Raw genomic sequence first — 25,057 nt, forward strand, 5'->3', positions numbered from 1 at the left:
ATAATCAAAAAGTTTACATCTTGGAAATATTTTATTTATTTTTTAGAAAAGAAAAGAAGCTATAATTTTAATATAAGATGATGAAGAGGGGGAGAAATATGAAATCCAAATTGATAAAAAAAATAGTTTGTACTTCTTTAGTAGGAATCATTACTGTATGTGGAATGACTGCTTGTAGCTCAAATGAAAAAGAAAAGGAGGTTGTGGTACTTAACAATCAACAAGACGAGATTAATGACGTTTTATCTATCAAAAAAATTGATGAAATTGATAATTTTACAGGAGAGGCTTGGTTGGATAATGGAAAAATTTTAGGGATAAAGAACTTTAGTATTTCACATGAAAATAAAAAAATTCCTAATATAGCTATATATGATACAAATAGTGGAGAGCTTCAAACTTTGAGTAAAAATGAGGATAGTGGTAAAACGTTATTATCTACTAGGGACATAACAAAAGATGAAAGATATGTATTGTATACAAAAAGATTCGATTGGTATAGTTGGGATGATAGCAGAAATGTTTATGTGATTGACTTAAAAACTGGAGAAGAAAAGAAAATAGCAGAAAAAGTAAATACTGCATCTGGATTTCTGGATGAAAATAAAATAATTTGTTCAAAAGGTATGGAGCTATCTATATATGATGTAGATGGAAATGAAGAAAAAGTTAAGCTTCCAGATAAACTAGTTGAAAACTTAAATGATTTTAACGAATATAGCTTTGAAAAATACTTAAAATTATATTATGATGGAGAGTCTCTTGATGATAAAGAGCTTAAAGAAGCAAAAGAAAGATATCAATATGAAAAAGAAAATAACTCTATACGATTTCCTAGTAAAAAAGGTGATGAAATTTTACTAGAAACATATACTCGAGCTCCTTTTGTATATAATTTAAAAACGAAAGAATATAAAGTACCAACCAAGACAGAGGCTAAAAAGTTTTATTATCATAGAGACAAGCCACATACAGCTAAATTAGAAGAAAATGCTTCGGGAGAGAGAGAACTTTGGGAATTAGATGAAAATGGAAAACATAAAAAAATTATTGCAAAAGGTGATATAAGAGGAAGTGTTCAAGTTTCACCAGATAAGACAAAGGTTGCTTACCGTGTATATGGTGAAAAAGGAGAAAAGAATATGTTTGTTTATGACTTTGAAACAGAAAAAAGCTTTAAGATTTTTTCACAATGTGTTTCCGAAGCTTATTGGGATAAAGATTCAAATCAATTTTTTATGACATCTTATAAAGAATCAGATAAAGGATCACAAAATCCTCATGATTCTTATGTAACCAGTGTAGTAACTTTAAATTAGAAATATGATTTATTGAAAGAAGAGCAAATATGCTCTTTTTTCTGTTTAAAATATTATGCTAAAATAGGGTTAGATAAGGGGAGGTATATATGGAAATCAAAATATTAGTAGCAGATGATGAAGAAAATATAACAGATTCAATCGCTTATGTCCTAAAGCGTGAACAATATACAGTGTATAAAGCTTATGATGGGGAGGAAGCGGTAAGTCAGATACACAAGCTTCGTCCAGATTTATTGATTTTAGATATAATGATGCCAAAGCTTAATGGATATGAGGTTTGTAAAAAAATAGAAAATAATAACAATATAGGTATTATCATGCTTACAGCTAAAAGTGATTTGATAGATAAAGTATTAGGGCTTGAATTAGGTGCTGATGATTATATGACAAAACCATTTGATATGGTAGAGCTTCTTGCAAGAGTTAGATCTTTAAGTAGAAGAATAAAAAAAGGAAATAGCATAATAGAAAAAAGATCTGATGAAGTTTTAAAGCTACATGAAATAAAAATATGTTTAAGAGAAAGAGTCGTTTATATAGAAAATGATATGATAGATTTAAAACCGAAAGAATTTGATCTTTTATCATTTCTTGTGGAAAATAAGGAAAAAACTTTTACAAGAGATGAGATCCTAGATAGAGTTTGGGGACAAGATTATTTTGGAGGAACAAGAACTATTGATATACATATCCAAAGAATTAGAAAAAAGATAGGAAAATATAGTGAAATCATAAAGACTGTACCTAAAATCGGATATAAAGTAGTGGAGAAAATTTATGAAAGCTAGTATAAAAATAAAATGGGCTATATTTATTATTTTATTACTTATTTTTAATCTTTTTATCATAAGTTTTTTTATGTTAAAAGGAATAGAGAAAAATCAAAGACAATCTTATGAAGCATTCTTAAAAGACAATAGTAAAACTGCAAATCTTTATATAAGGGAGAAATTTCTTTCTAGTAATTATAAAGATTATGAAAAATTTTATACTGAAAATGCACAAGAAATTAGATTGAACTTAGGGAGAATATTAGATTTATATATTTCATTTTATGATATGAAAGGAAATTTAATATCAAGTATACACGATGATAGAGAAGATCAAAAAAAATTAAAAATAATGAAGGAAGCTTTAAATAATAAAATTGTATATGAAAAAAGTAATGAAAAGATATTGTATCTAGCTCCTGTGTATGATTTGAAAAAACAAATTGGTGTATTAAAATTTGAATATAATACAAAAAAAGAAAAAGATTTTTATAAAGAAATCAGACTGCTTTTCTTAGAAGTTGGAATGATTTCAATTGTTGGAACTTACCTATTGGCACGTCTTTATTTTTCAAAAATTGTTCATAACATATTAGGACTTAAAAAATCTGTAAAAGAAATTGAAAAAGGAAATTATGAAGGAGTAAAAATATTAGATGAAAAAGACGAGATAGGCGATTTAAGTAAAGGAATATCCTTTATGGCGAGTAAAATAAAAGAAAATATGAATGAGATTCATGATGAAAAAGAAAAGCTACAGCTTGCAGTAGACAAGCTTCAAAGTTTAGAGAAGCAACAGAAAGAATTTATAGGAAACATCACTCATGAATTTAAAACTCCACTAACTGTAATAAAAGCACAAATAGATTTGATGACCCTTTATCAAGATGATGAAGATATGGTATATAAATCAAAGGAAATCGCAGAAAAAGAATTAAAAAGATTAGATAGTATGGTTGAAAATATACTTTACTTATCTAAACTTGAAAAGTATGATTTTGAAATAAAAAAAGAAAAGATAGATACACAAACACTTCTTGTAGATATATGCAATAGAATGAGTGGAAAGGCTTCTAAATTTGGTATAGAGATCATAAAAAATATCCAGTCTGCTTATATTTTTATGGATTCTGAAAGCTTTATGCAGATCTTTATTAATCTTATAGATAATGCAATCAAATATAATGTGAGCGGTGGAAAAATATATATAAGAAGCTATGTAAAGGATGATTTTAACTATATTGAAGTTGAAGATACAGGAATCGGAATACCTAATGAACATAGAGAAAAAATATTTGAACCTTTTTATACAGTAGATAAAAATCGATCTAAAAAATTTTCGGGAACAGGTTTAGGACTTTCTCTTGTCCACAATCTTGTAAAAAGACAAAAGGGACGGTTAACGATTTTAGATTGTAAAGTAGGAACTATTTTTCAAGTTGCATTTCCTATTTATAATAAAAAAATAATGTGAAATAAAGATTTTGTTAGAATATATATTCCCTGTTTTATTAGTTGAAGTAAAGCAGGGATTTTTGTATTCATAAATTTTTATAAAATTTTTTAAGAGAAAACCCGTACTTAGTGTGTAGTAATATATGAAAGGAGATGAATATTTTGGAATACTCACAAAGTGCACTTGTGGAAGGAATGAAGAATAAAGATGTAGCCGCTTATGAATATATGATAAGCAAATATACAAAAACAATATATTACTTAGCTTATACTATTTTATCAGGGGCATTAAATAAGGAAGATATTGAGGAATGTGTATCAGATGTTTTTTTAGATGCCTGGATAAAAATTAATGAATTTGATGAAGAAAAAGGAAACTTTAGGACATGGCTTTTAATTTTGACAAAATATAAGGCACTTACATATAAAAGAAAGAAAAAGCTAACAAATATCATAAATATTGAGGAATTTGAAATTAAAGATAGTTACAATTTAGAGAAACAGTTTTTTCAAAGACAAGAGCAAGAGACGGTTATAAAAACCATCAATACTTTTAACAAGATAGATAAGGAAATATTTTTTAGAAGATATTTTTTTGGCGAAAAAATAAATGATTTGGCAAAAGCCTTTAATTTATCCAGATCAGCTATAGACAATAGGCTTTTAAGAGGAAGAATGGCTATAAAGGAGGAGTTAAATTATGAATGAAGATAAATTAATCGAATTGTTAAGCAATTTGGATGATGATTTGGCTGAAAAAGAAATCGATAAATTATTAGAAGGGGTGGAAATTGATATGAATTCTATCAATAAAAAAGCGAATGAGAAGTTAAAAAATCATAATAAAAAAAATAATGGAAGAAAAAAAATAAAGTATGTGGCTGCTGCTTGTATAGGATTACTATGCATAACTACTGCATATGCAGATGATATTTCAGAAGCAATAAAAGTGTTCTTTAATAAAACTCCAGTATATTCTACTATGGTTGATGGAGAGGCCTATTATTTAAAAGGAAGCTATTCTTTAAATGAAGATATTCAACTTAAAAGTTTAATGGTTTCAGAAGGAAAGTTAGAAATGGAATTGACTTCAAGTTTAAGTGAAGATGAACTAGAGGAGATCAATATTATACCTAAGAAGGATCCTAATACAGTTTATGGTGTAGGTGGTTACTCAAAAGAAGGAGGAGCATATTCTTTTAGCTTTATGAATAAGAATGAAGAGAATTATAACATAAAACCTTTTAAAGATCTTGAAATTAAAATAGCAGGAAAATCTTATGAAGTTTCATTAGAAGAAGCAAAAAGCTTAAATGGAAAAGATCAAATTTATACTAGCAATAATAATGTGAAAGGTGTAAATGTAGGTGCTACAAAGATTGATGAAAATGGAAAATTAAATATTCAAGTCATTACAGCGTTTGAAGATGAAGCTTTAAAATTAGCAAGCCTTGGAAAACCAAGCAAAACAAAGGTAGTATGTACAACAGAAAATACAGGAGAAGGAATCCTTGGTAGCGGTACAAGTAGTAAAACAGATGATATTTATGTAGTAGATGAAAAAAATAAGGAATACAAGCTTGAAATTCCAAAAGATTCAAAAGGTCGCCCTGTAACAATATTTGAAACAAATGCACCAAAGGATCAAAAATTAACATTAAAATTACCTGCTATGATTGCATTATATGAAAAAACAATTGATTCATTTAAACTTAATATTCCTAAGGAAGGAGAAGAAGCTTTAAATAAAGAACTTGATTTTAATATCCAAAAGGCTGTTATTAAAAACATTAAAAGAACATCAAAAACATCTGCTAAGTTAGAAATAGAGTTAAATACTGGTGGAGATGAAAGTGTAGATATAAGATCTTTTGATTTTTATAGTCCTGATGTGAAAAAAATATCTTCTGAATTTAAAGGTGATCAAGGGGTTATCACTTTAGAGTTTGATGAAAATATGGATACTACCGACATAGAGATATCTTATCCTGAATTTGTAATGAATGGAAATTGGTTAGTGGATATGAAGTAGAGGTATAGGATACAAACAACAATTCTTATGAGAACATGAGGATTGTTGTTTGAGGTTTTATTAGAATGTTTCACGTTTAAATTTATTCATTTTACGATAAAAATATTTATACATACTTCAATTTGAGTATGGATATTGACGTTTCGCTGATTTAGGGTTGTTTAAATTGATTTTTAATATTAAAATAACAAAATGAGTAAATTTTATTTGTTAGCAGGTGTATTTATTGAACAAAATAAGTAAAAAAATAATTGACTGGATGAAAAACTATATAGATCATCCTTCAGAAGAAGAAATAGAAATAGCAGAATATGGGATAACTTCTTTTTTAATTAATATCTATAAAATACCTATATTCTTTTTGATAGCTTATTTATTGGGTATTTTGAAATATTATATGCTCACTACCTTTTTATTTTCTATTATAAAGATGCATAGTTGGGGAATACATATGCGTAGTGGATTTACTTGCATATTAGCAACTTTAGTTTCATTTGTTTTAATTATATATATATCAATATTTTTTAATATATGTATATTTATAAAATTACTATTATCCACCATATCTTTATATTTTTTATATAAATATGCTCCAGCAGATACAGAAGAACGACCGTGCTTAAATGAAAATATTAGAAAAAAGTTTAAAAAAAGATCTATTATAATTGGTATGATATATGTAATTTGCTCATTTGCATATCCAAGTCAAATAGTTTCTAATATTTTTATACTTATATTATTTTTGCAAACTATTTGTATTTTACCTTTTACATATAATGTCTTTCATAGGAGGTATAACAATTATGAATATTACTAACAAAGTATTAAAAACAATAGCAAAGGCAATTTTTAGTATGGCTTTTCTTATTAGTTTTTTACCTTGTTCTTTTGCTACTGGATTTGAAGAAATAAAAGCTCCTGATTCAATTATAAAAAGATAAACTATTTTAAATAGTTTATCTTTTTATAATTAATTCAATATGAAATAAATGATCTTCGATAAATGTATTTAGGTCTATATTTTTATATTTTTTCTCTTGAAATTCTTTTACTATACTTAAACCAAGGCCACTATGATCAACTTTATTTGAATACCCATCTTCAAATAGCTTGTGTAGTTTAGGCTTTTCTTTATAAGAATTTGAAATAATGATGTAAATTTCATTTACATCATTGATTATTCCCAAATTAATAGTCTTGTCATTAGATTCTAAACTTGCTTCTATAGCATTATCTATTAATATTCCCAAAATTCTACAAATATCAATCTGCTTTATTACAAAATCTTCTATTTCATTTAAAATATTTAAATTGAAATAAATTCCATTATATATAATTTCTGAGATTTTAATGCTGAGTAATCCTTTAACAGGGATATCGTTTATATTGGCTAAATGATACATATTATTATGATTTATTTTATAATTTTTTAAAATTTGTTTATAAAAATACTCTTTTAATCCTTGTATATCTTCAGTTTGTAGATATCCTTCTATAGTTTTGAGAATATTATTAAAATCATGTTTATACTTTTTTGTATTTTCAAGAGATTTTTCAATAATATTGCTATATATTTCTAAATGTTTTTTTTCTATTCTTTCAATATGTAACCTATTCAAAATAAAAAATATTATAAAGTGTACAATAAGAATGCAACTAAATATTGTAATTAATATAAAAAAATATTCATTTAATTTCTGACTATATAAATTTAAAAAAATCAATGTAATTACATAACTTATAATTATAAAAATGCAATACATAAAAACTGCCAATTTGTCTTCTTTAGTTAAATAGTTACTAAAATTTACGAGGTTCAATTTTGATAGAAGATAAGAAATACTTATAAAGCAAGTTATTAAAGATAGATTTAATACAATCATGATATATATTTGGTTATTAAAATAATTCATGATCTTTAATTTATAAATAAGTAGATATCCCATAATATTATCACTAAAAATAAAGACTATAAAAGTTAATATAAAATAATTTAAAAATAAAACATTTTTATTTGAATATATTTTATATGCTGAGAGCATAAAGACAACATAATAAATTCCTAGTTGTATAGCTGTATTTTTTATATAAAAGGCTAGAAGTAATCGAAAAAATGAAATAGCTATAATGAAAAGTATTTCTTTTAATTTACTAATTTTATAATTTCCAAGTCTTTTCAATATATATGTATAAGAATACATGACAAAAAAATTAGATGTAAAGTTTAATAAGGAATTATACAATAGCAGTCAACCCCTTTAAACCACTCCTAGATAATAGACTTTTCTGTCCGTTTTTCATTAAAATATACAAATCATATGGATCTTTATTAATCATTTGAATATAATCTGTATTAATTAAACAAGCTCTATGAGATTGATAAAATCTTTTATCTAGCACAGATGAAAGATCTTTAAGTTTTCCATAAAACTCTATCTGACTATTCAAAGTAGTTACTCTTATTTTATGATTGATTCCTGTCATTTGAAAGTCTATGATTTCATCAAAATTTAGAATATAAGTTCTACTCCCTTTTTGAATGGTTATGGACTTTTGGTCTTTTTCTATATCTTTTCTTTTGAAATTATTCAAAATAGAGCAAAAAAAGGGACAGTTAAACATTAAGAATAATAAATCATAAAATACAAAAACTACTCCTAAACGAAGAAAGGAGTAGCTTTTATATGCCTAGAGCAGCACGAATAAAAAATGAAGAAGGAATTTATCATATTATGTGTCGAAGTATAAGTGAAGTTAATTTATTTTTAGAGGATCAAGATAAAATCAAATATTTTCAGTTGATTCAAAAATATAAAGAGAAGTTTCGATTCAAGGTATATGCATATTGTTTAATGGATAATCATGGACACCTAATTATAGATTGTAATGGAGTAGATATATCTAAAATTATGCATAGTATTAATTTTTGCTACGCTCAATATTTTAATAGGAAATATAATAGACATGGACATTTATTTCAAGATAGATTCAAGAGCAAACTGATCAAGGATGAAAAATATTTGATTACATTATCTGCTTATATTCATAATAATCCTAAGGATTTATCTGATTATAAATATCAAGTAGAAAGATATCAATTTTCTAGTTTAAATGATTATATAAAAGAAACAAATAGCTTTGAAATATTAGATACTTCTTTTCTAATTCAATTACTTAATTTAAATAATAAGAAAAATAAACGAGCATATATTGAATTTGTAAAAAAATGTGAAAGTGAAGATGATCCTATTGATGTAGAATTTGAAAGTGTTGAAAATGTATATAAAAGTGAAAGAAAAATTCTTTCAAGGCATTATACAGGAGAACAAGTCATAGAAATAGTAGCTAAATATTTAGATATAGAGGAAAATAGAGTACATGTAAAATACAAAAGGCAATATGTAAAATTAAGAGCTATTAGTTGTTTTTTGATGAGTTGCTATTGTAATATGAAGCAAAAAAATATATGCGAATTAATCGGAAATATTAGCCAAACTAGAGTGTCAAGTTTATCTATGATAGGAATGAAAATGGCGTTTGAAGAACAGAAATTATTAGATAAGTTTTTAAAAAGTGCTTAGGGTCAAATAAATATCATATGAAATGAAGGGTTTATTTTGAGTGCTCAAAAACAAAATATTATCTAATAAGATAGTCTTTTATCTAATGATAAAGGATTTTTTTGTTGAAGAATTATAATGATTAAAAACAATTAACCGTCCCTAACTGTACTATAATGATTAAAAACAATTAACCGTCCCTAACTGTAAAAACAATTAACCGTCCCTAACTGTCACCTAACTGTCCCTAACTGTACCTAACTGTATTCCTATATATAAGTTTACGTTATAGATATATTATAAATCATAATTTGAGATTATAATAAATGGGTGGTAATATAAAAATACAATAAAAATATGAAGTTTATTATAGCTTTGAATATGATTTTATGAAAATATAAGGAGGCTTATATATGAAAGTTAAGTTGACTACTGAAGAAATTGCTAGGTTAAAAGGACAAGGATTTATTTTGCAAAGAGATCAACAATATTTTGTATGCAGAGTGATTACAGTAGATGGAAATTTAAATGAAAAGGAAGCCAAAAAAGTTGCAGATATTGCAAAAAAATATGGTAAAGGATATATGAGTTTTACAATGAGATTGACAGTTGAAATTCCGGGGATAGAGTATGAAAATATTGAAAAGGTTAAAGAAGAATTAAAAGAAGTGGGACTGTACTCAGGAGGAACAGGAGCAAGAGTAAGGCCTATCGTAGCTTGTAAGGGGACAGTCTGTAAATTCGGTCTGCTAGATACTCAGAATTTGAGCCGTAAAATTCATGAAAGATTTTATTTAGGATGGTATGATGTAGCTCTTCCTCATAAATTTAAAATATGTGTGGGAGGCTGTCCAAATAATTGTGCAAAGCCTGATTTGAATGATATTGGAATCATGGGCCAGAAAAAACCTCAGGTTGATTTAGATTTGTGCAGAGGTTGTAAAAAATGTAATGTAGAAAGTGTCTGTAGAGTGGGGGCAGCAAAGGTAGTAGACGGGAAAATCAAAATAGATGCAGACAAATGCATTCATTGTGGATTGTGTATAGATGCATGTCATTTTAATGCTTTTCAAATTGGTCAAGAGGGAGTAAAGATTTTTATAGGAGGCATGTGGGGAAAAGAGCCTCATATAGGAGAATCATTTGATAAAATATTTACAGAGGAAGAAGCTATGGATATGATAGAAAAAATCATATTGTATTATAAAGAAAAGGGTATGCATAAAGAAAGATTTGGAAAAATGGTTCAAAGAATAGGTTTTGAAAAAGTAGAAAAAGATTTATTGCAGGATCAATAAAATATGCTCATTTTCCTTTGAGGAAAATGAGCATATTTCTTTTGACACAAGGACTAAAACATATGAGTATAATAAAATATAAATAAATGGATAGAAGGAGGAATTTTAATTGGCCCTTTCGGAAAATGTTCAACATGATTTATTGTTAGTAATTACTTCTATGTTATTTATTCTATTTGTTACAGGTTGTGCAGGTCCTTCTGAAATATCTGAGGAACCAACTATTATTCCAGGATAAGATATTGATCGAATAAACTTATAAAAAGGAGGAAAGATCAGTGGTTTCAAAGGATCCAATGGATTTGCTTCTAAAAAAAGTAATGGAAGGGTTTGGGATAAAAGAAGAATATGAAAACATCAATAAAAGTAGTAAAAATAAAAATTGTAATCAATCTAATTTGAAGCCGGGACAGATATTAGTAATTGCAGCATTGTTAGGGGGTGTATTAGAAGTAGACTCTATTTTAATAGATAAAGATCAAATTGTACAAATTCTTTTGACCGGATCACTAAAAAGACCAAAGGCTAAAACACAATTAGAACAAATTATGGATCAAGTGGGATGTATGCCTTTTGATCAAGTGATGAAAAATTTACTAGGCAGATATTGATGAAAAAAGTATATTTTTATATGGATAAATGAGTCTCAATAAATAATGGACAAGCATCGGAAAAATTCTGAAAATAAAGAAAAATAGATATAAAGAAATATTAAAATATAGTATTTTCAACAAAGGAGACAATGAATTACAAATAAACAAGTGAAAATTTTAATAAACCTAGCATATAAGTATGTAAAAATGAAAGATGATATGATATAATAGATAAAAAAATGAAGGAAATGGAAAAGAAACCATCATATACTATCTTCTAAGAGGATGAAAATAAAATGCATTATACTTAATCTAAAATCATTCAAAAGGTAAATATGCAGATAAGTCTATAAATTTTAAGATAGTTATGCATGATAAAAAAATTTTTTTCATATATTTGAGAAAAGGGGGGGGATTTTGAATTTGTATCATTTTGTAAGACCACAAAGAAAAATTAAGGGGGAAAAAATAATGAGAAAAAAAATGAAACTATTATCAGTATTCACAATATGTGCTATGATTGCAGGGTTATTAGGAGGATGTGGAGGACAAACACAAGATACAAGTAATGAGGCTCAACAAGTTTTTGTCAATATTGGAACAGGCGGAACAGCAGGTACATATTTCCCATTAGGGGGAGCTTTTGCTGAAATATGGAACAATAACATAAAAGGAGTTAATGCTACTGCTCAAAGTACAGGAGCATCTGTAGCCAATATTAACTTATTAAAAGATAAAAAAGTAGAAGTTGTAATTGTACAAAATGACGTTGCTTGGTATACAGAAAATGGAGAAGAAATGTTTAAGGATGCTAAATATGCAAACATTAGAGGGTTAACCACTATGTATAGTGAACCTCTTCAAATCATTACTACAGATCCAAATATTAAAAGTGTAGGAGATTTAAAGGGCAAAAATGTTGCTGTAGGAGCTATTGGTAGTGGAGTGGAAGCAAACGCTAGACAAATTATAGCTGCTGCTGGAATGGATTTTGAAAAAGATATCAATGCAAAATTTTTATCTTTCTCAGAAGCATCATCAGGTCTTAAAGATAAACAAGTAGATGCTGCATTTTTAACAGCAGGAATTCCAACAGCTGCAATTCAAGATTTGGGAGCTCAAAATGATGTACACGTAGTACCTGTAGATGGAGAAGTAGCAGATAAATTATTAAATAAATACAAATTCTTTACAAAGTTTACTATTCCTGCAAACACTTATAAAGGTCAAACAGAAGATATACAAACTTTAACAGTAAAAGCAATGCTTGCTGTAAATGCTGATTTGGATGAAGACTTAGTATATCAACTTGTAAAAACTCTTTATGACAATCATGATAGAATAGTAGCAGCTCACAATGTAGGAAAAAATATTACAAAAGACACAGGGTTAGAAGGAATGTCTATTACATTACATCCTGGAGCTGAAAAATACTTTAAAGAGGAAGGATTATTAAAGTAAGGAGATTGAAAGGATTTGGACATAAAGAGAGTGAGCAGATGGAAAATCATTGTTTTGTGTATTTTAATTGTAGGATTGATTTTGATTAGGAATATGAAATGTGAAAAGGTATTAGTAGTTGAAGATGTAGATGAACATGTAAAAAATGAATTCATCCTCTTGGATCCAAAGTTTACTATTGGATATACACATTCTGTATTACTGACTCCAGTAGAAGAATTTTTTCAAGTGAAGGATAGTCATAAGTTATTTCTTTATGAAACCATATATGAATCCTTTGGAGTAGGGCTTCCTTATTCACAAGAAGAAGGAGATTTTCAGATAAAGGATGGAAAGTTTATATTAAAAATACAAAGAAATTTTGATGCGATTCATTTAAGAGTATCACCAATTCCTAAACATTGGTTATCTGTTGGAGATCATCGATATGAACTTATAGATTTAGTAAAGAAACCTGATGATCTGATTAAAATTTATGTGGTAGATAGATGGGTCTTAAAGATTGGCAAAGATTATAAAACTTTTTAATGTTGTTTATTCTCAAACCTCTTTTTAAAAAGGGGTTTGGGTATACCCTTTATATTAAAGTTGAAGATAAAAATGTTTAAAGACAAGAGAAGATGTTGGGAAAGGGGATAAGAAATGAAACAAAATAAAGATATAAAACCCCAAGAAATAGGAGAAATGAGTGGGGGTGATACACAGGATATATTAAGAAAATATGATAAGGGTTCAGATTTTCGTCAGCTAAAAGGATTTGCAGGTAAAGTCATATCTGCTCTTTTAATATGTTTTACTCTTTTTCAATTATATACAGGTGTATTTGGAGTTATGGATGCTATGCTTCAAAGAGCAGTACATTTAGCTTTTGGTTTATCCTTGGTATTCCTTTTGTATCCATCTAGAAAAAATTGGCCAAGAGAAAAGATGCACCCTGTAGATATTTTACTTGCGATTATAGCGGCTACTGTCTGCATGTATGTAGTAGTTTTTTACAAAGAACTTGTATTAAGAGCTGGAACGGTAAATACTACGGATATGATTATAGGAGTTTTGGCTATTATTTTAGTATTAGAGGCTGCTAGAAGAGTGATTGGGTGGCCTATGGTAATTATTGCGGGCTTATTTATTCTATATGCTTTATTTGGAGCTTATATTCCAGGGCAACTTGCTCATAGAGGAGTAGATATCGAAAATTTAGTTCAACAATTATTTTTTACAACAGAAGGAATATTTGGTATTCCTATAGGAGTATCTTCTACTTTTATATTTATGTTTTTATTATTTGGGGCTTATCTTGAAAAGACTGGAATGGGAGAATTCTTTATTGATAGTGCCAATGCATTGGCAGGGTTTGCAGCTGGAGGACCTGCAAAGGTTGCTGTAATTTCTAGTGGTTGTATGGGAACATTAACAGGAAGCTCTGTAGCCAATGTAGTTGGAACAGGAAGCTTTACAATCCCTATGATGAAAAAATTAGGATATAAAAGTGAGTTCGCTGGAGCTGTTGAAGCTACTGCATCAACTGGAGGACAACTGATGCCACCTATTATGGGTGCTGCGGCTTTTTTAATGGCAGAATTTACAAATACCCCATATGTAAGGATTATTTCTGCTGCTTGTATTCCAGCTTTATTATATTATTTTGGAGTGTTTTCTGGAGTGCATTTTGAGGCAAAAAAACTTGGGTTAGAAGGGCTTCCAAAAGATAAACTTCCTAAGTTTGGGCGCATCATAAAGGAAAGAGGTCATTTGCTTATTCCGATTATCATTGTAATTTATTTATTGATTGCAGGGTATACACCTATTCGAGCAGCATTAGGTGCTATTGTTACATCTATTTTATGTGCTTCTATTAAAAAAGAAACAAGATTAAGCTTTAAAGATATAGTAGATGGGTTAGAAAAAGGAGCAAGAGGAGCTTTAACAGTAATTGCTGCATGTGCTTGTGCAGGAATTATTATAGGGGTTGTAACTCAAACAGGGTTAGGACTTAAAATGGGTTCTATTTTGGTTAGTATTGCAAAAGGAAAGCTTCTTCTTACATTATTTTTTACTATGATAACTTCCTTAATTTTAGGAATCGGTGTTCCTACTACAGCCAATTATGTAATCACATCTACCATTGCAGCACCAGCTCTTTTATTGATGAATGTTCCTGTAATGGCAGCGCACATGTTTGCTTTTTATTTTGGGATCGTTGCAGATGTAACACCACCAGTTTGTCTAGCAGCTGTTGCAGCTGCAGGAGTAGCAAAATCTGAGCCTATGAGAACAGGAGTGCAGGCAGCTAGACTTGCTATAGCAGCATTTTTGATTCCATATATTTTTGTATATAGTCCTGAACTTTTACTGATTGATGTAGAGCCTCTTGAAATGGTTGTAATTATTATTACGGCTTTAATAGGAATTGTATGTGTAGCAGCAGCTCTTACAGGGTATTTTAGAGCAAATATGTCTATGATAGAAAGAGGATTATTTGTTTTTGGAGGAATATTACTTGTGACTACAGATCTAAAATTGAATATAGCAGGTGCGATTCTTTTGGCAGCAGGATATTGGATGCAAAGAGGAAAAGTAAAAAAAGAAATGATTGCATAGTTTATATTATTTAGGTTCACTATAATGTATAGTGGACCTATTATTATGTTATAATCAGATAATATGTAAAAATATGTATAAATATTGATTAATTTGGCTATTGATGATATACTAACAGTTGAAATATTTATACTTTAGAGGTAAAGAATGAGAGAATATTATATGAAAGAAGCCTTAATAGAGGCAAATAAAGCTAGAGAACTAGAAGAGGTGCCTATAGGAGCAGTGATTGTGAAAGATGGGCAAGTTATTGCAAGAGCTCATAATTTAAGAGAGACAGCGAAAGATCCTACAGCTCATGCAGAAATATTGGCTATTCAAAAGGCAGCCAAATTCTTAGGGGGATGGAGATTATCAGGCTGTGAGCTTTATGTAACGGTAGAGCCTTGTCCTATGTGTGCAGGTGCTATTATTCTTTCTAGGATAGATACACTGATTATAGGAACTATGGATCCAAAAGGTGGAGGTGCAGGTTCTTTATTTAATATTCCAGAAGATGAAAGATTAAATCATAAAACAAAAGTAATAAAAGGAATATTAAAGGATGAATGCGCAACACTTATGAAAAATTTTTTTAAATATCTTAGAAATAAAAATAAATAAATGGAGAGATGGCAGAGCGGTTGATTGTGCTCGACTCGAAATCGAGTTTACTAATTTTAGTAACGTGGGTTCAAATCCCACTCTCTCCGCCAAAAAAATGGCTTTAGCAAATCAGCTAAAGCCATTTTTAAATACATAGAAACATGTAAAGTTTTTATTTTGTAGAGTGTCTTTTGTGAAATTTTAAGCAGCGAAAATATGAAATAAAATGAGATATTTTACTGGAAATATAACATTTGAATTGCTTTAAAAATTTAACTTTAGTAGTCCAAATAGAATATAATCTAGAAAGAGAAAAAGTTTCTAGTATAAAGCAAATAAAAATAATTGTTAAAGATAAGATAGAATAATATATGTTGTTTAAATAATCAGAAAGCATTCCTAATACGGCAGCAATGAGTACTAATAACAAAGTCATGTAAAATTTATTCATTTATGTCACCTCGAAATTTAGCATCTACTTTAGCATACATCATTTTTGCGTAAAAAAAAAGTTTAAAAATTGTAAAATAGTTATGAAATTCTTAACATATTATTAATGGAGGTTGTATTAGAAGTTATGAGGGGGATTAAAATGTTTATTTTAGTTTTTTTATTTATAGTATTGTTATGGTGTGCTTATTATATGGTAGAAAATAAAAAGGTTTCATTTATATTGAAATTTGTATTATGTTCTTTTTTATTTGGATTTTTAGGATATTGGTTAGAAGATATTTTATATGGTCAGGTAGACATTTTTACTGCCACAGGAGCTATATTAGGAGGATTGTTAGCTATAGGATTAAAAGAATAGTTTAAGTTTTTAATTTATGGGTATATTTAAGATATACCAATGGAAAAAAATAAGGGAGGTCTTAAGATGAAAAAAATATTGATTGCTTATGACGGTTCAGATTATGCTAAGAAAGCTCTTTTAAAAGGAAAAGAAATAGCTGAAAAGTTTGGAAGTTCTATAAAGGTTGTTTATGTTGTAGATGATACTCCATTTCGAAGAGGATTAATGGAAACAGATGTGGCATTTCAAAAATTGAAAGAAGCTGTTTTAGAAAAAAGTCACGGAATGTTAGAAGAGGGATTGAAGGATTTGAAAGATTTTTCAGGAAAAGTGGATTCAGCTATAGAATTTGGACATCCTGCCCATAAAATTATTGAGGTGGCTGAAAAAGAAGATATGGATTTAATTGTAATGAGTAATAGAGGTTTAGGATCTTTTCAAAAGGCTATGTTAGGAAGTGTGTCTCATAAAGTATTGAGTCATTCAAAGGTCTCCGTTTTAATTGTAAAATAATTTATAGATTTGTATATAAGTAGTTTGCACGGAAAATATTTTTATAAGTTAGTATCTATACGAATAGCCAAAAAGAAGAGGATGGTTTGGAAGTTGATTGAAACCATTCTCTTCTTTTTAGTTTTACAGCAAATTATGTATTGAATAAAATTGCAAGCTAGATTTTTAAAAAGGATTATCAAGAAAACTTCCTTTTTATATATGAATTGTTGAAAGTATTGTATATAAACTAGTGATTAGAATTTTTAATGACTTTTAAGATCGTATCTAAATAGTTACTAATCATATAAATATCAGCATCTACTAAGTCTTCATTATTGTTTATTTTACGAGTAATTAAGGTGTGGACAGAATCCATCAAATGAATAGTAGTATGCATAGTTCGCTCCTCCTTTTCTAAAAATTAAGATGTTGATTTTAATCTATATTCCTATTTTGTAACACATAGAAAATTATGTGATAAAAAGTGTTTTGTAAAATAAATAATATGTTTAAAAGAGTATTTATATATTAGCATACTTTATATATTTTTCAACTAAAAAGGAGGGGTGTGTATAAGAAAAGATGGCGTAAATTAATTTTTTGCAGGATCACTTCAATGTTCGTTTTTAATGAAATAAATATATTTGTTTATATATAAATACAAAAAATAATACTCAAAAACACGAACATTTTAAAATAAAAATAGAAAAAAGTTGACTTTTGTAGAATAATGGATTAAAATGACAATATCAATTTAATGTATAGGAGGATGAACATGGAAGTAATATGTAGATGGATGAATTTTTTTAAGCTAGAAGAACATGAAACAAATATAAAAACAGAAGCAACAGCAGGACTTACAACATTTATGACAATGGCATATATTCTTATTGTACAGCCAAGCATGATGTCTGCTGCTGGTATGGACACAGGGGCAGTTACGGTAGTAACAGCTTTACTTTCAGGAGTGTTTACACTATTTATGGCTCTTTATACAAACCTTCCGTTTGCTTTAGCACCTGCTATGGGAAGTAATGCTTTTTTTGCTTTTACATTAGTAGCAGGAGGATTAGTAACTTGGCAACAAGGACTTGGAATGGTATTTATATCAGGAATGATTTTTATATTACTTACGATCTTAGGACTTCGTGAAATTGTGGTTAAGATGATTCCTAAGAATGTAAAAATTGCTATTGGATCAGCTGTAGGATTCTTTATTGTACTTGTTGGATTTAAAAGTGCTAAATTTATGACGATTACAGAAGGTTCTATTAAGATGGGAGATTTAGGAGATCCTATTGCCAAATTATCTTTAATTGGATTAGCTGTAGCAGTGATTTTAATGTCACATAAAGTAAAAGGTGCTCTTTTGTGGGCAATGATTGGAACGACTATCATTGGGATTCCTATGGGAATTACAAAGGTACCTAGTAGCTTGATATCTATGCCTCCATCTATTTCCCCTATTGCGTTTCAATTAGATATTATGGGCGCATTAAAATGGAGCTTCTTTCCACTTATGTTTACATTCTTTGTAGGAGATTTTTTTTCTACATTAGGTACTTTACTGGGGGTATCGGCAAAAGCAGGATTTTTAGATGAAGAAGGAAATTTACCAAATATAGATAAACCCTTTTTAGTAGATGCTATAGCTACCATAGTAGGAGCTTTGTTAGGTTCTACGGTAGTTACAACTTATATTGAATCAGCATCAGGAGTAGAGGCAGGAGGACGTACTGGACTTACGGGAGTTGTAACAGGAATTTGTTTTTTACTTACTATGTTTTTTACACCTATTGCAGGTATGATTCCAGCAGCAGCTACAGCACCTGCGTTAATTTTGATCGGTCTTTTGATGTTATCGGGAATGAGTGAAATTGATTATTCAGATTTTACAGAAGCTTTCCCTGCATTTGCGACTATTATTTTTACTGCTTATACATCAAGTATTGCAAATGGAATCAGTATAGGAATTATTTCTTATACTTTTGTGAAACTAGTTTCAGGAAAAGCAAGAGAACTTCATTTTGGAATTTATATTTTATGTATTCCTCTAATTTTTTACTTTATGATTATGTAATTCTACAGATATTAGAAAGGGGTAAGGATAATGAAAATATTTCCGAAAGATAAAAAAGCATTGATTGAAGCTGCTATGGGAAAAAGACCATGTGATTTAGTTATTCAAAATGTAAATATGCTAAATGTATTTACAGGAGAAATTTATAAAGCAAATATAGGAATTTATGACGGATTTATTGCTCATATTCAGTGTGATCCAGATGATTTACATAGACAAGAAAACGAATTAATAGGAAAAGAGTATTATGATGGTTGTGGAAAATACATGATTCCAGGACTGATTGATGCACACATTCATATAGAAAGTACTATGATGACACCAAGAAACTTTGCACAAGCAGTTGTTCCTCATGGAACAACTACTGTTGTTACAGATCCTCATGAAATTGCAAATGTATGTGGAATAGACGGAGTTATGTATATGCATGAATCAAGTGAAGATATTCCTATGAGACAGTATATTTTAGCTCCCTCTTGTGTGCCTGCTGTTCCTGGCAAGGAAAATGCAGGAGCGATTTTTAAACACAAAGAAGTCAAACAATTATTAGAATTAAAAAGGGTAATCGGATTAGCAGAAGTAATGGATTATCCAGGTGTGATTCATAATGATCAAAGAATGGTAGACATATTAGATTGTGTAGAAAAAAGAAATCTTTTTATGCAAGGACATGCTCCTTTTGTAAGTGGAAGAGAGCTTTCAGCTTATTTATGTGCAGGACCAAGTAGTGATCATGAAAGTCGTATAGGACAAGAAGCAAGAGATAAAATGAGAGCAGGTATGTATGTAGATGCTAGAGAAAGTTCTATTTCAAAAAACGTAGAAGATATTATTAAAAATATAAAGGATTTTAGATATTTTACTTATCTGACTCTTTGCACAGATGATAGAGAAGCAGAAGATATTTTAAGAAGTGGACATATGAATGATGTAGTAAGAAAAGCAATACAATGTGGTATGAATCCTATAGATGCCATTAGAAGTGCTACTTTAAATGCAGCAAAAGAGATTGGAATGAACAATTTAGGAGCTATTGCACCTGGATACGTGGCAGATTTAGTCTTATTAGATTCATTAGAGGAAATGAGTCCTTGTGCAGTATTTTTTGAAGGCAAATTAGTTGCAGAAAATAAAGAGTTAAAAGCAGAGATTTTACATAAATCTTTTGAATTAGAAAATAAAAATACTATGTTTGTAGAGAATATATCAGTAGATGATTTTAAAATAAAAGCACCCATACAAGAAGGAAAAATAAAAACAAGAATTATACAGTATCAAGAGCTTAATTTTTCTACAACAGATTTTGTCATAGAAGAGCTTCCTGTAAAAAATGGATATTTAGATATTTCTCATGATCCAACTCTCAAATTTGTTATTGTGATCAATAGACATAAAGGATATGAAACAAAGGGGTATGGAATAGTGAGAAACTTTGGTACTCATACAGGAGCTGTAGGAAGTACAGTATCTCATGATTGTCACAATTTAACCATTGTTTATGATATTTCAAAGAATGCTTATATGGTTGCTAAGGATTTGATTGAGCTTGGTGGAGGAATAAATTGCGCAAAAGATGAAAAAATAATAGAGCATCTTCCTCTTCCGATAGGAGGACTTATGTCTAATAAATCTTGCTATGTCATTGCTCAAGAAGCAACCAAAATGAAAAAAGCTTTAAAAGATTTAGGACTTACAGAAATTGAGAATCCTCTTTTAAGAATTGCTACATTGGCTCTTCCAGTGATACCAAATGCAAAGATGTCTGACCTTGGAATGGTTGATGTACTAAAACAAGAAATTGTAGATTTATTTATTTAAACCACTGAACTTTTCAGTGGTTTTTTTATATAAAAAATAATATTTAATTTGAAATTAACAGACTTTTTAAATGTTGATAACATATTATAAATATAATAATGATGAAAATACTTAAAGGAGGTTTTTAGATTGAGAAGAAAAGGACTCTTAAAAGTTATATTTTCAGTAGTATTCATTGTTATGGTTGCTGTAAGTGGCATGAATTTGTTTCAACAAGATGAAGTTTGTGAAAATGTAGTAGAAGCTACGTTACAAGATTCACCTAAATATGTTTTTTATTTTATAGGGGATGGGTTAGGAGCAGGACAAAGGCAGATGGCACAATATTATTTGCAGCAGTTTAAAAACAATAAAGAAGAAAAATTATTAATTAATAATTTGCCTATATCAGGGATTAATACAACTCATGCTAAGGATACTTTAGTTACAGATTCAGCGGCAGCAGGAACTGCATTAGCTACAGGACATAAAACAAATAATGGAATCATTTCAATGCTTCCAGATGGAAAAAAAGTAAAGACTCTGATAGAGGCTGCCGAAGAAAAGAAAATGGCTACAGGAATTATTACAACGACTCGATTAACCCATGCAACGCCAGCAGTTTTTGCATCTCATAATGTACATAGAGATAATGAAAATGAAATTGCAGAGGAATATGTAAAAAGTGGAGTGGACTTCTTTGCAGGTGGAGGAGCAAGACATTTTATTCCTAAAAGTGGATGGTTAGACGGAGAGGTAAACATTCAATCAAAAAGAAAAGATGATAAAAATCTGGTAGACGAATTTAAAAAATTAGGATATCAAACTTTCTTAGGAAAAACATCAACCAATGGATTTAGGAATATGGTTGTAGATGGTAAAGAAAAAGTATTTGCTGTTTTTCAAGAATCTCATATGCCTTATGAGGTAGACAGATCACATAAAAAAGATACTCCTAGTTTAGCAGAAATGACGAAAAAGGGTATTGAAGTATTATCAAAATATGATCAAGGTTTTTTTATGATGGTAGAAGGTGGAAGGATCGACCATGCCTGTCATGCAAATGATGCAAAGAGTGCAATTGAGGATACATTAGCTTTTGATGAAGCAGTTCAACAGGCATATGAATTTTATAAAGTTCACCCAGAAGAGACCCTAATAGTAGTTGTAGGAGATCATGAAACAGGAGGTATGGGATTAGGATTTGGTAATAACTATTTTTTAAATATGAATCATTTAGATCATGTAAAAATTTCTGTAGAGGATGTTTTACAAGGAAAATATACAGGAAATCGTGAAGAATATTTTGGTTACATCGCTGAAAATTTTGGCCTAAAAAATTTAACAGTTGAAGAAAAATCTAAAATAGAAAAAGCAATGAATATGGTAGATCAAAAAATAAAGACCGATTCTAATGCGTATGGAGGATATGATCCAGTTGCAATTGAAGCCACTCATATTCTTTCAGAAAGAGTAAATATGCAGTGGACTAGTTATGCACATACAGGAACTTCTATTCCTATGTCTGCTGTAGGCACAGGGCAAGAAAACTTTTTAGGATATAAAGATAATACTGAAATTGCAAAAGCTATGGCAAGTTTAATGGGGTTTAAATTAACAAAATAAAACATATCAATAGCTAGGGCAATCCTGGCTATTGATGTTTTATCATAAGAAATTTTAATGATTATAAATATAGAGAGGATGTATTCATGAAAAAACGAATATATATGTTTTTGATGATAGGGATGGTTATTTCTATATTCACATTTTATAATCAATCCTTTAGAAAAAGTGAAAATACATTTGAATTAAGAGGTATGGTATTAGAAACAAATGATTCAGAAATGATACAAGCAGGGATTTCTAAAATAGGAGATCAATCTGTAAAGGTAATGATAAAAGAAGGAAAATATAAAGGGAAAACAATAGAAGCTAAAAATCATCTTACAGGAAATTTAGAATATGATAATTATTATAAAAAGGGAGATGAAATAGTAGTAGCCATATTAGAAGAAAATCACATTATTAAGCAGGCCGTAACGATAGATATATATAGACAGGGATGGCAGATGATTTTATTTATTTTATTTGTATTATGTTTAATTTTATATGCAGGTGTAATAGGGGTAAAAGCTATATTTTCTTTTATGGCAAGTGTATATATTATATGGATGTTTCTCATTCCTCAACTATTAATAGGTAAAAATCCACTAATTGTGACTGTTATTACACTTACTGTATTATCAGCAATTATTATTTTTTCTATAGGAGGATTTACAAAAAAAGGATATTCTGCTTTTGTAGGCACTATGACTGGAATTATTGTAACAATAGGAGTAACTACTTTTTTTGGCAAAAAATTAAATCTTTGTGGAATGACGAGTCCTTTTGCAGAAACTTTATTGTTTAGTGGGTATTTAAATTTGAATATGCAACAAATTTTTTATGCTGCTATTATTATAGGTGCTTCAGGAGCTGCTATGGATATTGCTATGGATATTTGTGCTTCTATAGAAGAAATTAAAATGAAAAAGCCAGATATAGATCGAAAAAGCTTAATACAATCGGGGTTGAATATAGGAAAGTCAGTGATAGGGACCATGACTACAACACTTTTATTAGCTTATTCTGGAGGATATTTAACACTGCTGATGCTTTTTATGAGCAAAAATACTAGCTTTACGAGAATGATGAATTTAAAAATTGTAGCAGCAGAAATTATGAGAACGATGGTGGGGAGTATAGGATTAGTTTTAGTAGCACCTATTACAGCATTTGTTGCTGGATATATTTTTAGCTGTGATTTCCCTTGTAGAAAAAATTATAAAAAACGTCACTAAATTTTAAATCATTGCTCTACCTTTTATGACTTTGCTAAAATATAGTTTAGCTTGCAAAAGAATCGTTTGTTTGATAGGCTGAGAAATATGAAAGCTTATGTAGAAAGAAGGAGAAAAATGAAATCTAGTTTCATAAGAATCAAAAGGGATATAGAAAAATTAAGTGAGTTTAGTGAGACTCAAATAGGATGTACTCGTTTTCCTTATACAAAGGAAGATAAAAGTGCTCGAAATTACCTAATAGAAGAAATGAAAAAAATAGGTTTATCTGTGAGGATAGATGGAATAGGAAATATACATGGGGTTTTAGAAGGGACAAAGGATTTGCCTAAGGTTATGATGGGCTCTCATATAGATACAGTTTTTGAGGGTGGAAATTTTGATGGAGTAGGAGGTGTAATCTGTGGTCTTGAGGTCATGAGAGTATTAAAAGAAGAAAAGATCATTCTTGATCACCCAGTAGAATTAGTAGTTTTTGTAGGAGAAGAGGGATGTGACTTTGATTCTCCATATATAGGAAGTAAAGTGCTTACAGGAAAATTTCATATAGAAGATTTAAAGAAAATAAGAAACAAAAAAGGAATATCTGCTTATAATGCAGCCAAAGATTTTGGACTTGATCCAGACACAATCCATAAGGACGTTCTTGTTTCCAAAGATATAAAAGCAATGGTTGAGCTACATATAGAACAAAGCCTTGTATTAGATCATGAAAATATTTCTATCGGAATTGTAGAAAATATTGCAGGACTCAGTAGGCTAGAGGTCATAGTAAAAGGAGTTGCAAATCATTCAGGAGCTACTCCTATGTATTTAAGACAAGATGCTTTATTAGCTTGTGCAAGGATGATTACAAAAGTTAATGAAATTACAATAGAAAAAGGAAACTGCTCTACAGTAGCAACAGTAGGCAGAATTTTATGTAGTCCTAATCAAGTGAATGCCATTGGGGGGGAAGTATCTTTTACGATTGATATAAGAGATATAGATAAAAAAATGATACAAACTATCACAGAAGAAGTCATAAAAAATATAAAAGAAATAGCGGTGAATGAGCATGTAGAAATTCAAATTTATAATATAGGAACAGGAGATCCTATGGAGCTTTCCTCAAATATTATAGATATGATTGAAGAAGTAGTGAAAAGTAAAAATATAAAAAGCAAAAGGATGAATAGTGGAGCAGGACATGATGCTTGTATGTTTGAAGATATTACAGATGTAGGAATGATTTTTGTACCTAGCGTAGGGGGAAGAAGTCATGTTCCAGAAGAATTTACTAAGTATGAAGATTTGCAGTTAGGATGTGAAGTACTACTAGATACCATTATAAAATTAGCTTTAGATTTTTATTCAAAATAACTAGATGGAG

General features: G+C 29.1%; 25 protein-coding genes and 1 tRNA gene. 23 read left to right on the top strand and 3 right to left on the bottom strand.

Translation table 11 applies throughout. From position 1 onward, the window contains the following. Positions 1–98: 98 nt before the first annotated feature. From BN2409_RS04320 to BN2409_RS17115, 7 genes are all read left to right on the top strand, one after another. On the top strand, positions 99–1,319 hold the full coding sequence (locus tag BN2409_RS04320) for a TolB-like translocation protein (protein ID WP_053955442.1): 1,221 nt from the start codon (positions 99–101) through the stop codon (positions 1,317–1,319). 89 nt (positions 1,320–1,408) lie between these two features. Continuing rightward, positions 1,409–2,110 carry a response regulator transcription factor gene (locus BN2409_RS04325; RefSeq protein ID WP_053955443.1) on the top strand — a complete coding sequence of 234 codons (702 nt, stop codon included), beginning with the start codon at positions 1,409–1,411 and terminating at the stop codon, positions 2,108–2,110. Then, positions 2,100–3,566 (top strand): sensor histidine kinase, encoded by a 1,467-nt coding sequence (locus tag BN2409_RS04330; RefSeq protein ID WP_053955444.1) that lies wholly within the window; start codon positions 2,100–2,102, stop codon positions 3,564–3,566. The genes BN2409_RS04325 and BN2409_RS04330 overlap by 11 nt, the downstream gene beginning before the upstream one ends. 143 nt (positions 3,567–3,709) lie before the next feature. After that, on the top strand, positions 3,710–4,255 hold the full coding sequence (locus BN2409_RS04335; RefSeq protein WP_053955445.1) for a sigma-70 family RNA polymerase sigma factor: 546 nt from the start codon (positions 3,710–3,712) through the stop codon (positions 4,253–4,255). Next, positions 4,248–5,579: a hypothetical protein gene (locus BN2409_RS04340; protein WP_053955446.1), complete on the top strand. Its 1,332-nt coding sequence runs from the start codon at positions 4,248–4,250 to the stop codon at positions 5,577–5,579. The genes BN2409_RS04335 and BN2409_RS04340 overlap by 8 nt, the downstream gene beginning before the upstream one ends. Positions 5,580–5,796: 217 nt before the next feature. Then, positions 5,797–6,396, top strand: coding sequence for an accessory gene regulator B family protein (locus tag BN2409_RS17800; RefSeq protein ID WP_053955447.1), 600 nt, complete (start codon positions 5,797–5,799; stop codon positions 6,394–6,396). After that, positions 6,383–6,520 carry a hypothetical protein gene (locus BN2409_RS17115; protein ID WP_199872919.1) on the top strand — a complete coding sequence of 46 codons (138 nt, stop codon included), beginning with the start codon at positions 6,383–6,385 and terminating at the stop codon, positions 6,518–6,520. Before BN2409_RS17800 ends, BN2409_RS17115 begins: the two co-directional genes overlap by 14 nt. A 15-nt stretch (positions 6,521–6,535) precedes the next feature. On the opposite strand, the gene BN2409_RS17120 is transcribed toward BN2409_RS17115, so the two are convergent. Together BN2409_RS17120 and BN2409_RS04355 are read right to left on the bottom strand one after the other, a co-directional pair. Next, positions 6,536–7,198 (bottom strand): sensor histidine kinase, encoded by a 663-nt coding sequence (locus tag BN2409_RS17120; protein ID WP_199872920.1) that lies wholly within the window; start codon positions 7,196–7,198, stop codon positions 6,536–6,538. 616 nt (positions 7,199–7,814) lie between these two features. Continuing rightward, entirely contained in the window at positions 7,815–8,171 is a 357-nt protein-coding gene (locus BN2409_RS04355; protein WP_199872921.1) for a LytTR family DNA-binding domain-containing protein, read from the bottom strand. 92 nt (positions 8,172–8,263) lie between these two features. On the opposite strand from BN2409_RS04355, the gene BN2409_RS04360 reads away from it, so the two are divergent. The 11 genes from BN2409_RS04360 to BN2409_RS04405 all read left to right on the top strand — a co-directional run bounded on the left by BN2409_RS04360 (position 8,264) and on the right by BN2409_RS04405 (position 16,983). After that, complete coding sequence (locus BN2409_RS04360) at positions 8,264–9,160, top strand: transposase (RefSeq protein ID WP_053955450.1); 897 nt, start codon at positions 8,264–8,266, stop codon at positions 9,158–9,160. A 392-nt stretch (positions 9,161–9,552) separates the two neighbouring features. Further along, positions 9,553–10,437: a 4Fe-4S binding protein gene (locus BN2409_RS04365; protein ID WP_053955451.1), complete on the top strand. Its 885-nt coding sequence runs from the start codon at positions 9,553–9,555 to the stop codon at positions 10,435–10,437. A gap of 109 nt (positions 10,438–10,546) precedes the next feature. Next, positions 10,547–10,675: a hypothetical protein gene (locus tag BN2409_RS17610; RefSeq protein WP_278320181.1), complete on the top strand. Its 129-nt coding sequence runs from the start codon at positions 10,547–10,549 to the stop codon at positions 10,673–10,675. 40 nt (positions 10,676–10,715) lie between these two features. Then, positions 10,716–11,048: a hypothetical protein gene (locus BN2409_RS04370; RefSeq protein WP_053955452.1), complete on the top strand. Its 333-nt coding sequence runs from the start codon at positions 10,716–10,718 to the stop codon at positions 11,046–11,048. A gap of 453 nt (positions 11,049–11,501) precedes the next feature. Next, positions 11,502–12,491, top strand: coding sequence for a TAXI family TRAP transporter solute-binding subunit (locus tag BN2409_RS04375; protein ID WP_110943026.1), 990 nt, complete (start codon positions 11,502–11,504; stop codon positions 12,489–12,491). Between the two features lie 15 nt (positions 12,492–12,506). Continuing rightward, positions 12,507–13,019 carry a DUF1850 domain-containing protein gene (locus tag BN2409_RS04380; RefSeq protein ID WP_053955453.1) on the top strand — a complete coding sequence of 171 codons (513 nt, stop codon included), beginning with the start codon at positions 12,507–12,509 and terminating at the stop codon, positions 13,017–13,019. A 114-nt stretch (positions 13,020–13,133) separates the two neighbouring features. Next, positions 13,134–15,092 carry a TRAP transporter permease gene (locus tag BN2409_RS04385; protein ID WP_053955454.1) on the top strand — a complete coding sequence of 653 codons (1,959 nt, stop codon included), beginning with the start codon at positions 13,134–13,136 and terminating at the stop codon, positions 15,090–15,092. Between the two features lie 147 nt (positions 15,093–15,239). Next, complete coding sequence (tadA, locus tag BN2409_RS04390; protein WP_053955455.1) at positions 15,240–15,695, top strand: tRNA adenosine(34) deaminase TadA; 456 nt, start codon at positions 15,240–15,242, stop codon at positions 15,693–15,695. A 2-nt stretch (positions 15,696–15,697) separates the two neighbouring features. After that, a tRNA-Ser gene (locus BN2409_RS04395) sits at positions 15,698–15,787 on the top strand. A 482-nt stretch (positions 15,788–16,269) separates the two neighbouring features. Next, the gene (locus tag BN2409_RS04400) at positions 16,270–16,488 is read left to right on the top strand and encodes a hypothetical protein (RefSeq protein ID WP_053955456.1); all 219 of its coding nucleotides are present in this window, start codon (positions 16,270–16,272) and stop codon (positions 16,486–16,488) included. 66 nt (positions 16,489–16,554) lie between these two features. Continuing rightward, positions 16,555–16,983: a universal stress protein gene (locus BN2409_RS04405; RefSeq protein ID WP_053955457.1), complete on the top strand. Its 429-nt coding sequence runs from the start codon at positions 16,555–16,557 to the stop codon at positions 16,981–16,983. 229 nt (positions 16,984–17,212) lie between these two features. Here the strand turns inward: BN2409_RS04405 and BN2409_RS17125 are convergent, their stop codons facing one another. Next, a complete protein-coding gene (locus BN2409_RS17125; protein ID WP_199872922.1) occupies positions 17,213–17,362 on the bottom strand; it encodes a hypothetical protein in 150 nt (49 codons plus the stop codon). A gap of 378 nt (positions 17,363–17,740) precedes the next feature. Between BN2409_RS17125 and BN2409_RS04410 the strand changes: the two genes are divergently transcribed. The 5 genes from BN2409_RS04410 to BN2409_RS04430 all read left to right on the top strand — a co-directional run bounded on the left by BN2409_RS04410 (position 17,741) and on the right by BN2409_RS04430 (position 25,047). Further along, positions 17,741–19,045 carry an NCS2 family permease gene (locus BN2409_RS04410; RefSeq protein ID WP_199872923.1) on the top strand — a complete coding sequence of 435 codons (1,305 nt, stop codon included), beginning with the start codon at positions 17,741–17,743 and terminating at the stop codon, positions 19,043–19,045. Positions 19,046–19,075: 30 nt separating this feature from the next. Continuing rightward, positions 19,076–20,863: an adenine deaminase gene (ade, locus tag BN2409_RS04415; RefSeq protein WP_053955459.1), complete on the top strand. Its 1,788-nt coding sequence runs from the start codon at positions 19,076–19,078 to the stop codon at positions 20,861–20,863. 129 nt (positions 20,864–20,992) lie between these two features. Next, positions 20,993–22,468, top strand: coding sequence for an alkaline phosphatase (locus BN2409_RS04420; RefSeq protein ID WP_242847908.1), 1,476 nt, complete (start codon positions 20,993–20,995; stop codon positions 22,466–22,468). A gap of 86 nt (positions 22,469–22,554) precedes the next feature. Beyond that, positions 22,555–23,685 (top strand): YibE/F family protein, encoded by a 1,131-nt coding sequence (locus tag BN2409_RS04425; protein WP_053955460.1) that lies wholly within the window; start codon positions 22,555–22,557, stop codon positions 23,683–23,685. 117 nt (positions 23,686–23,802) lie between these two features. Further along, on the top strand, positions 23,803–25,047 hold the full coding sequence (locus tag BN2409_RS04430; RefSeq protein ID WP_199872924.1) for a M20 family metallo-hydrolase: 1,245 nt from the start codon (positions 23,803–23,805) through the stop codon (positions 25,045–25,047). Positions 25,048–25,057: the final 10 nt, after the last annotated feature.

The sequence above is a fragment of the Inediibacterium massiliense genome, from assembly GCF_001282725.1.
In the GTDB taxonomy this organism is placed as follows: Bacteria; Bacillota; Clostridia; order Peptostreptococcales; family Thermotaleaceae; genus Anaerophilus; species Anaerophilus massiliensis.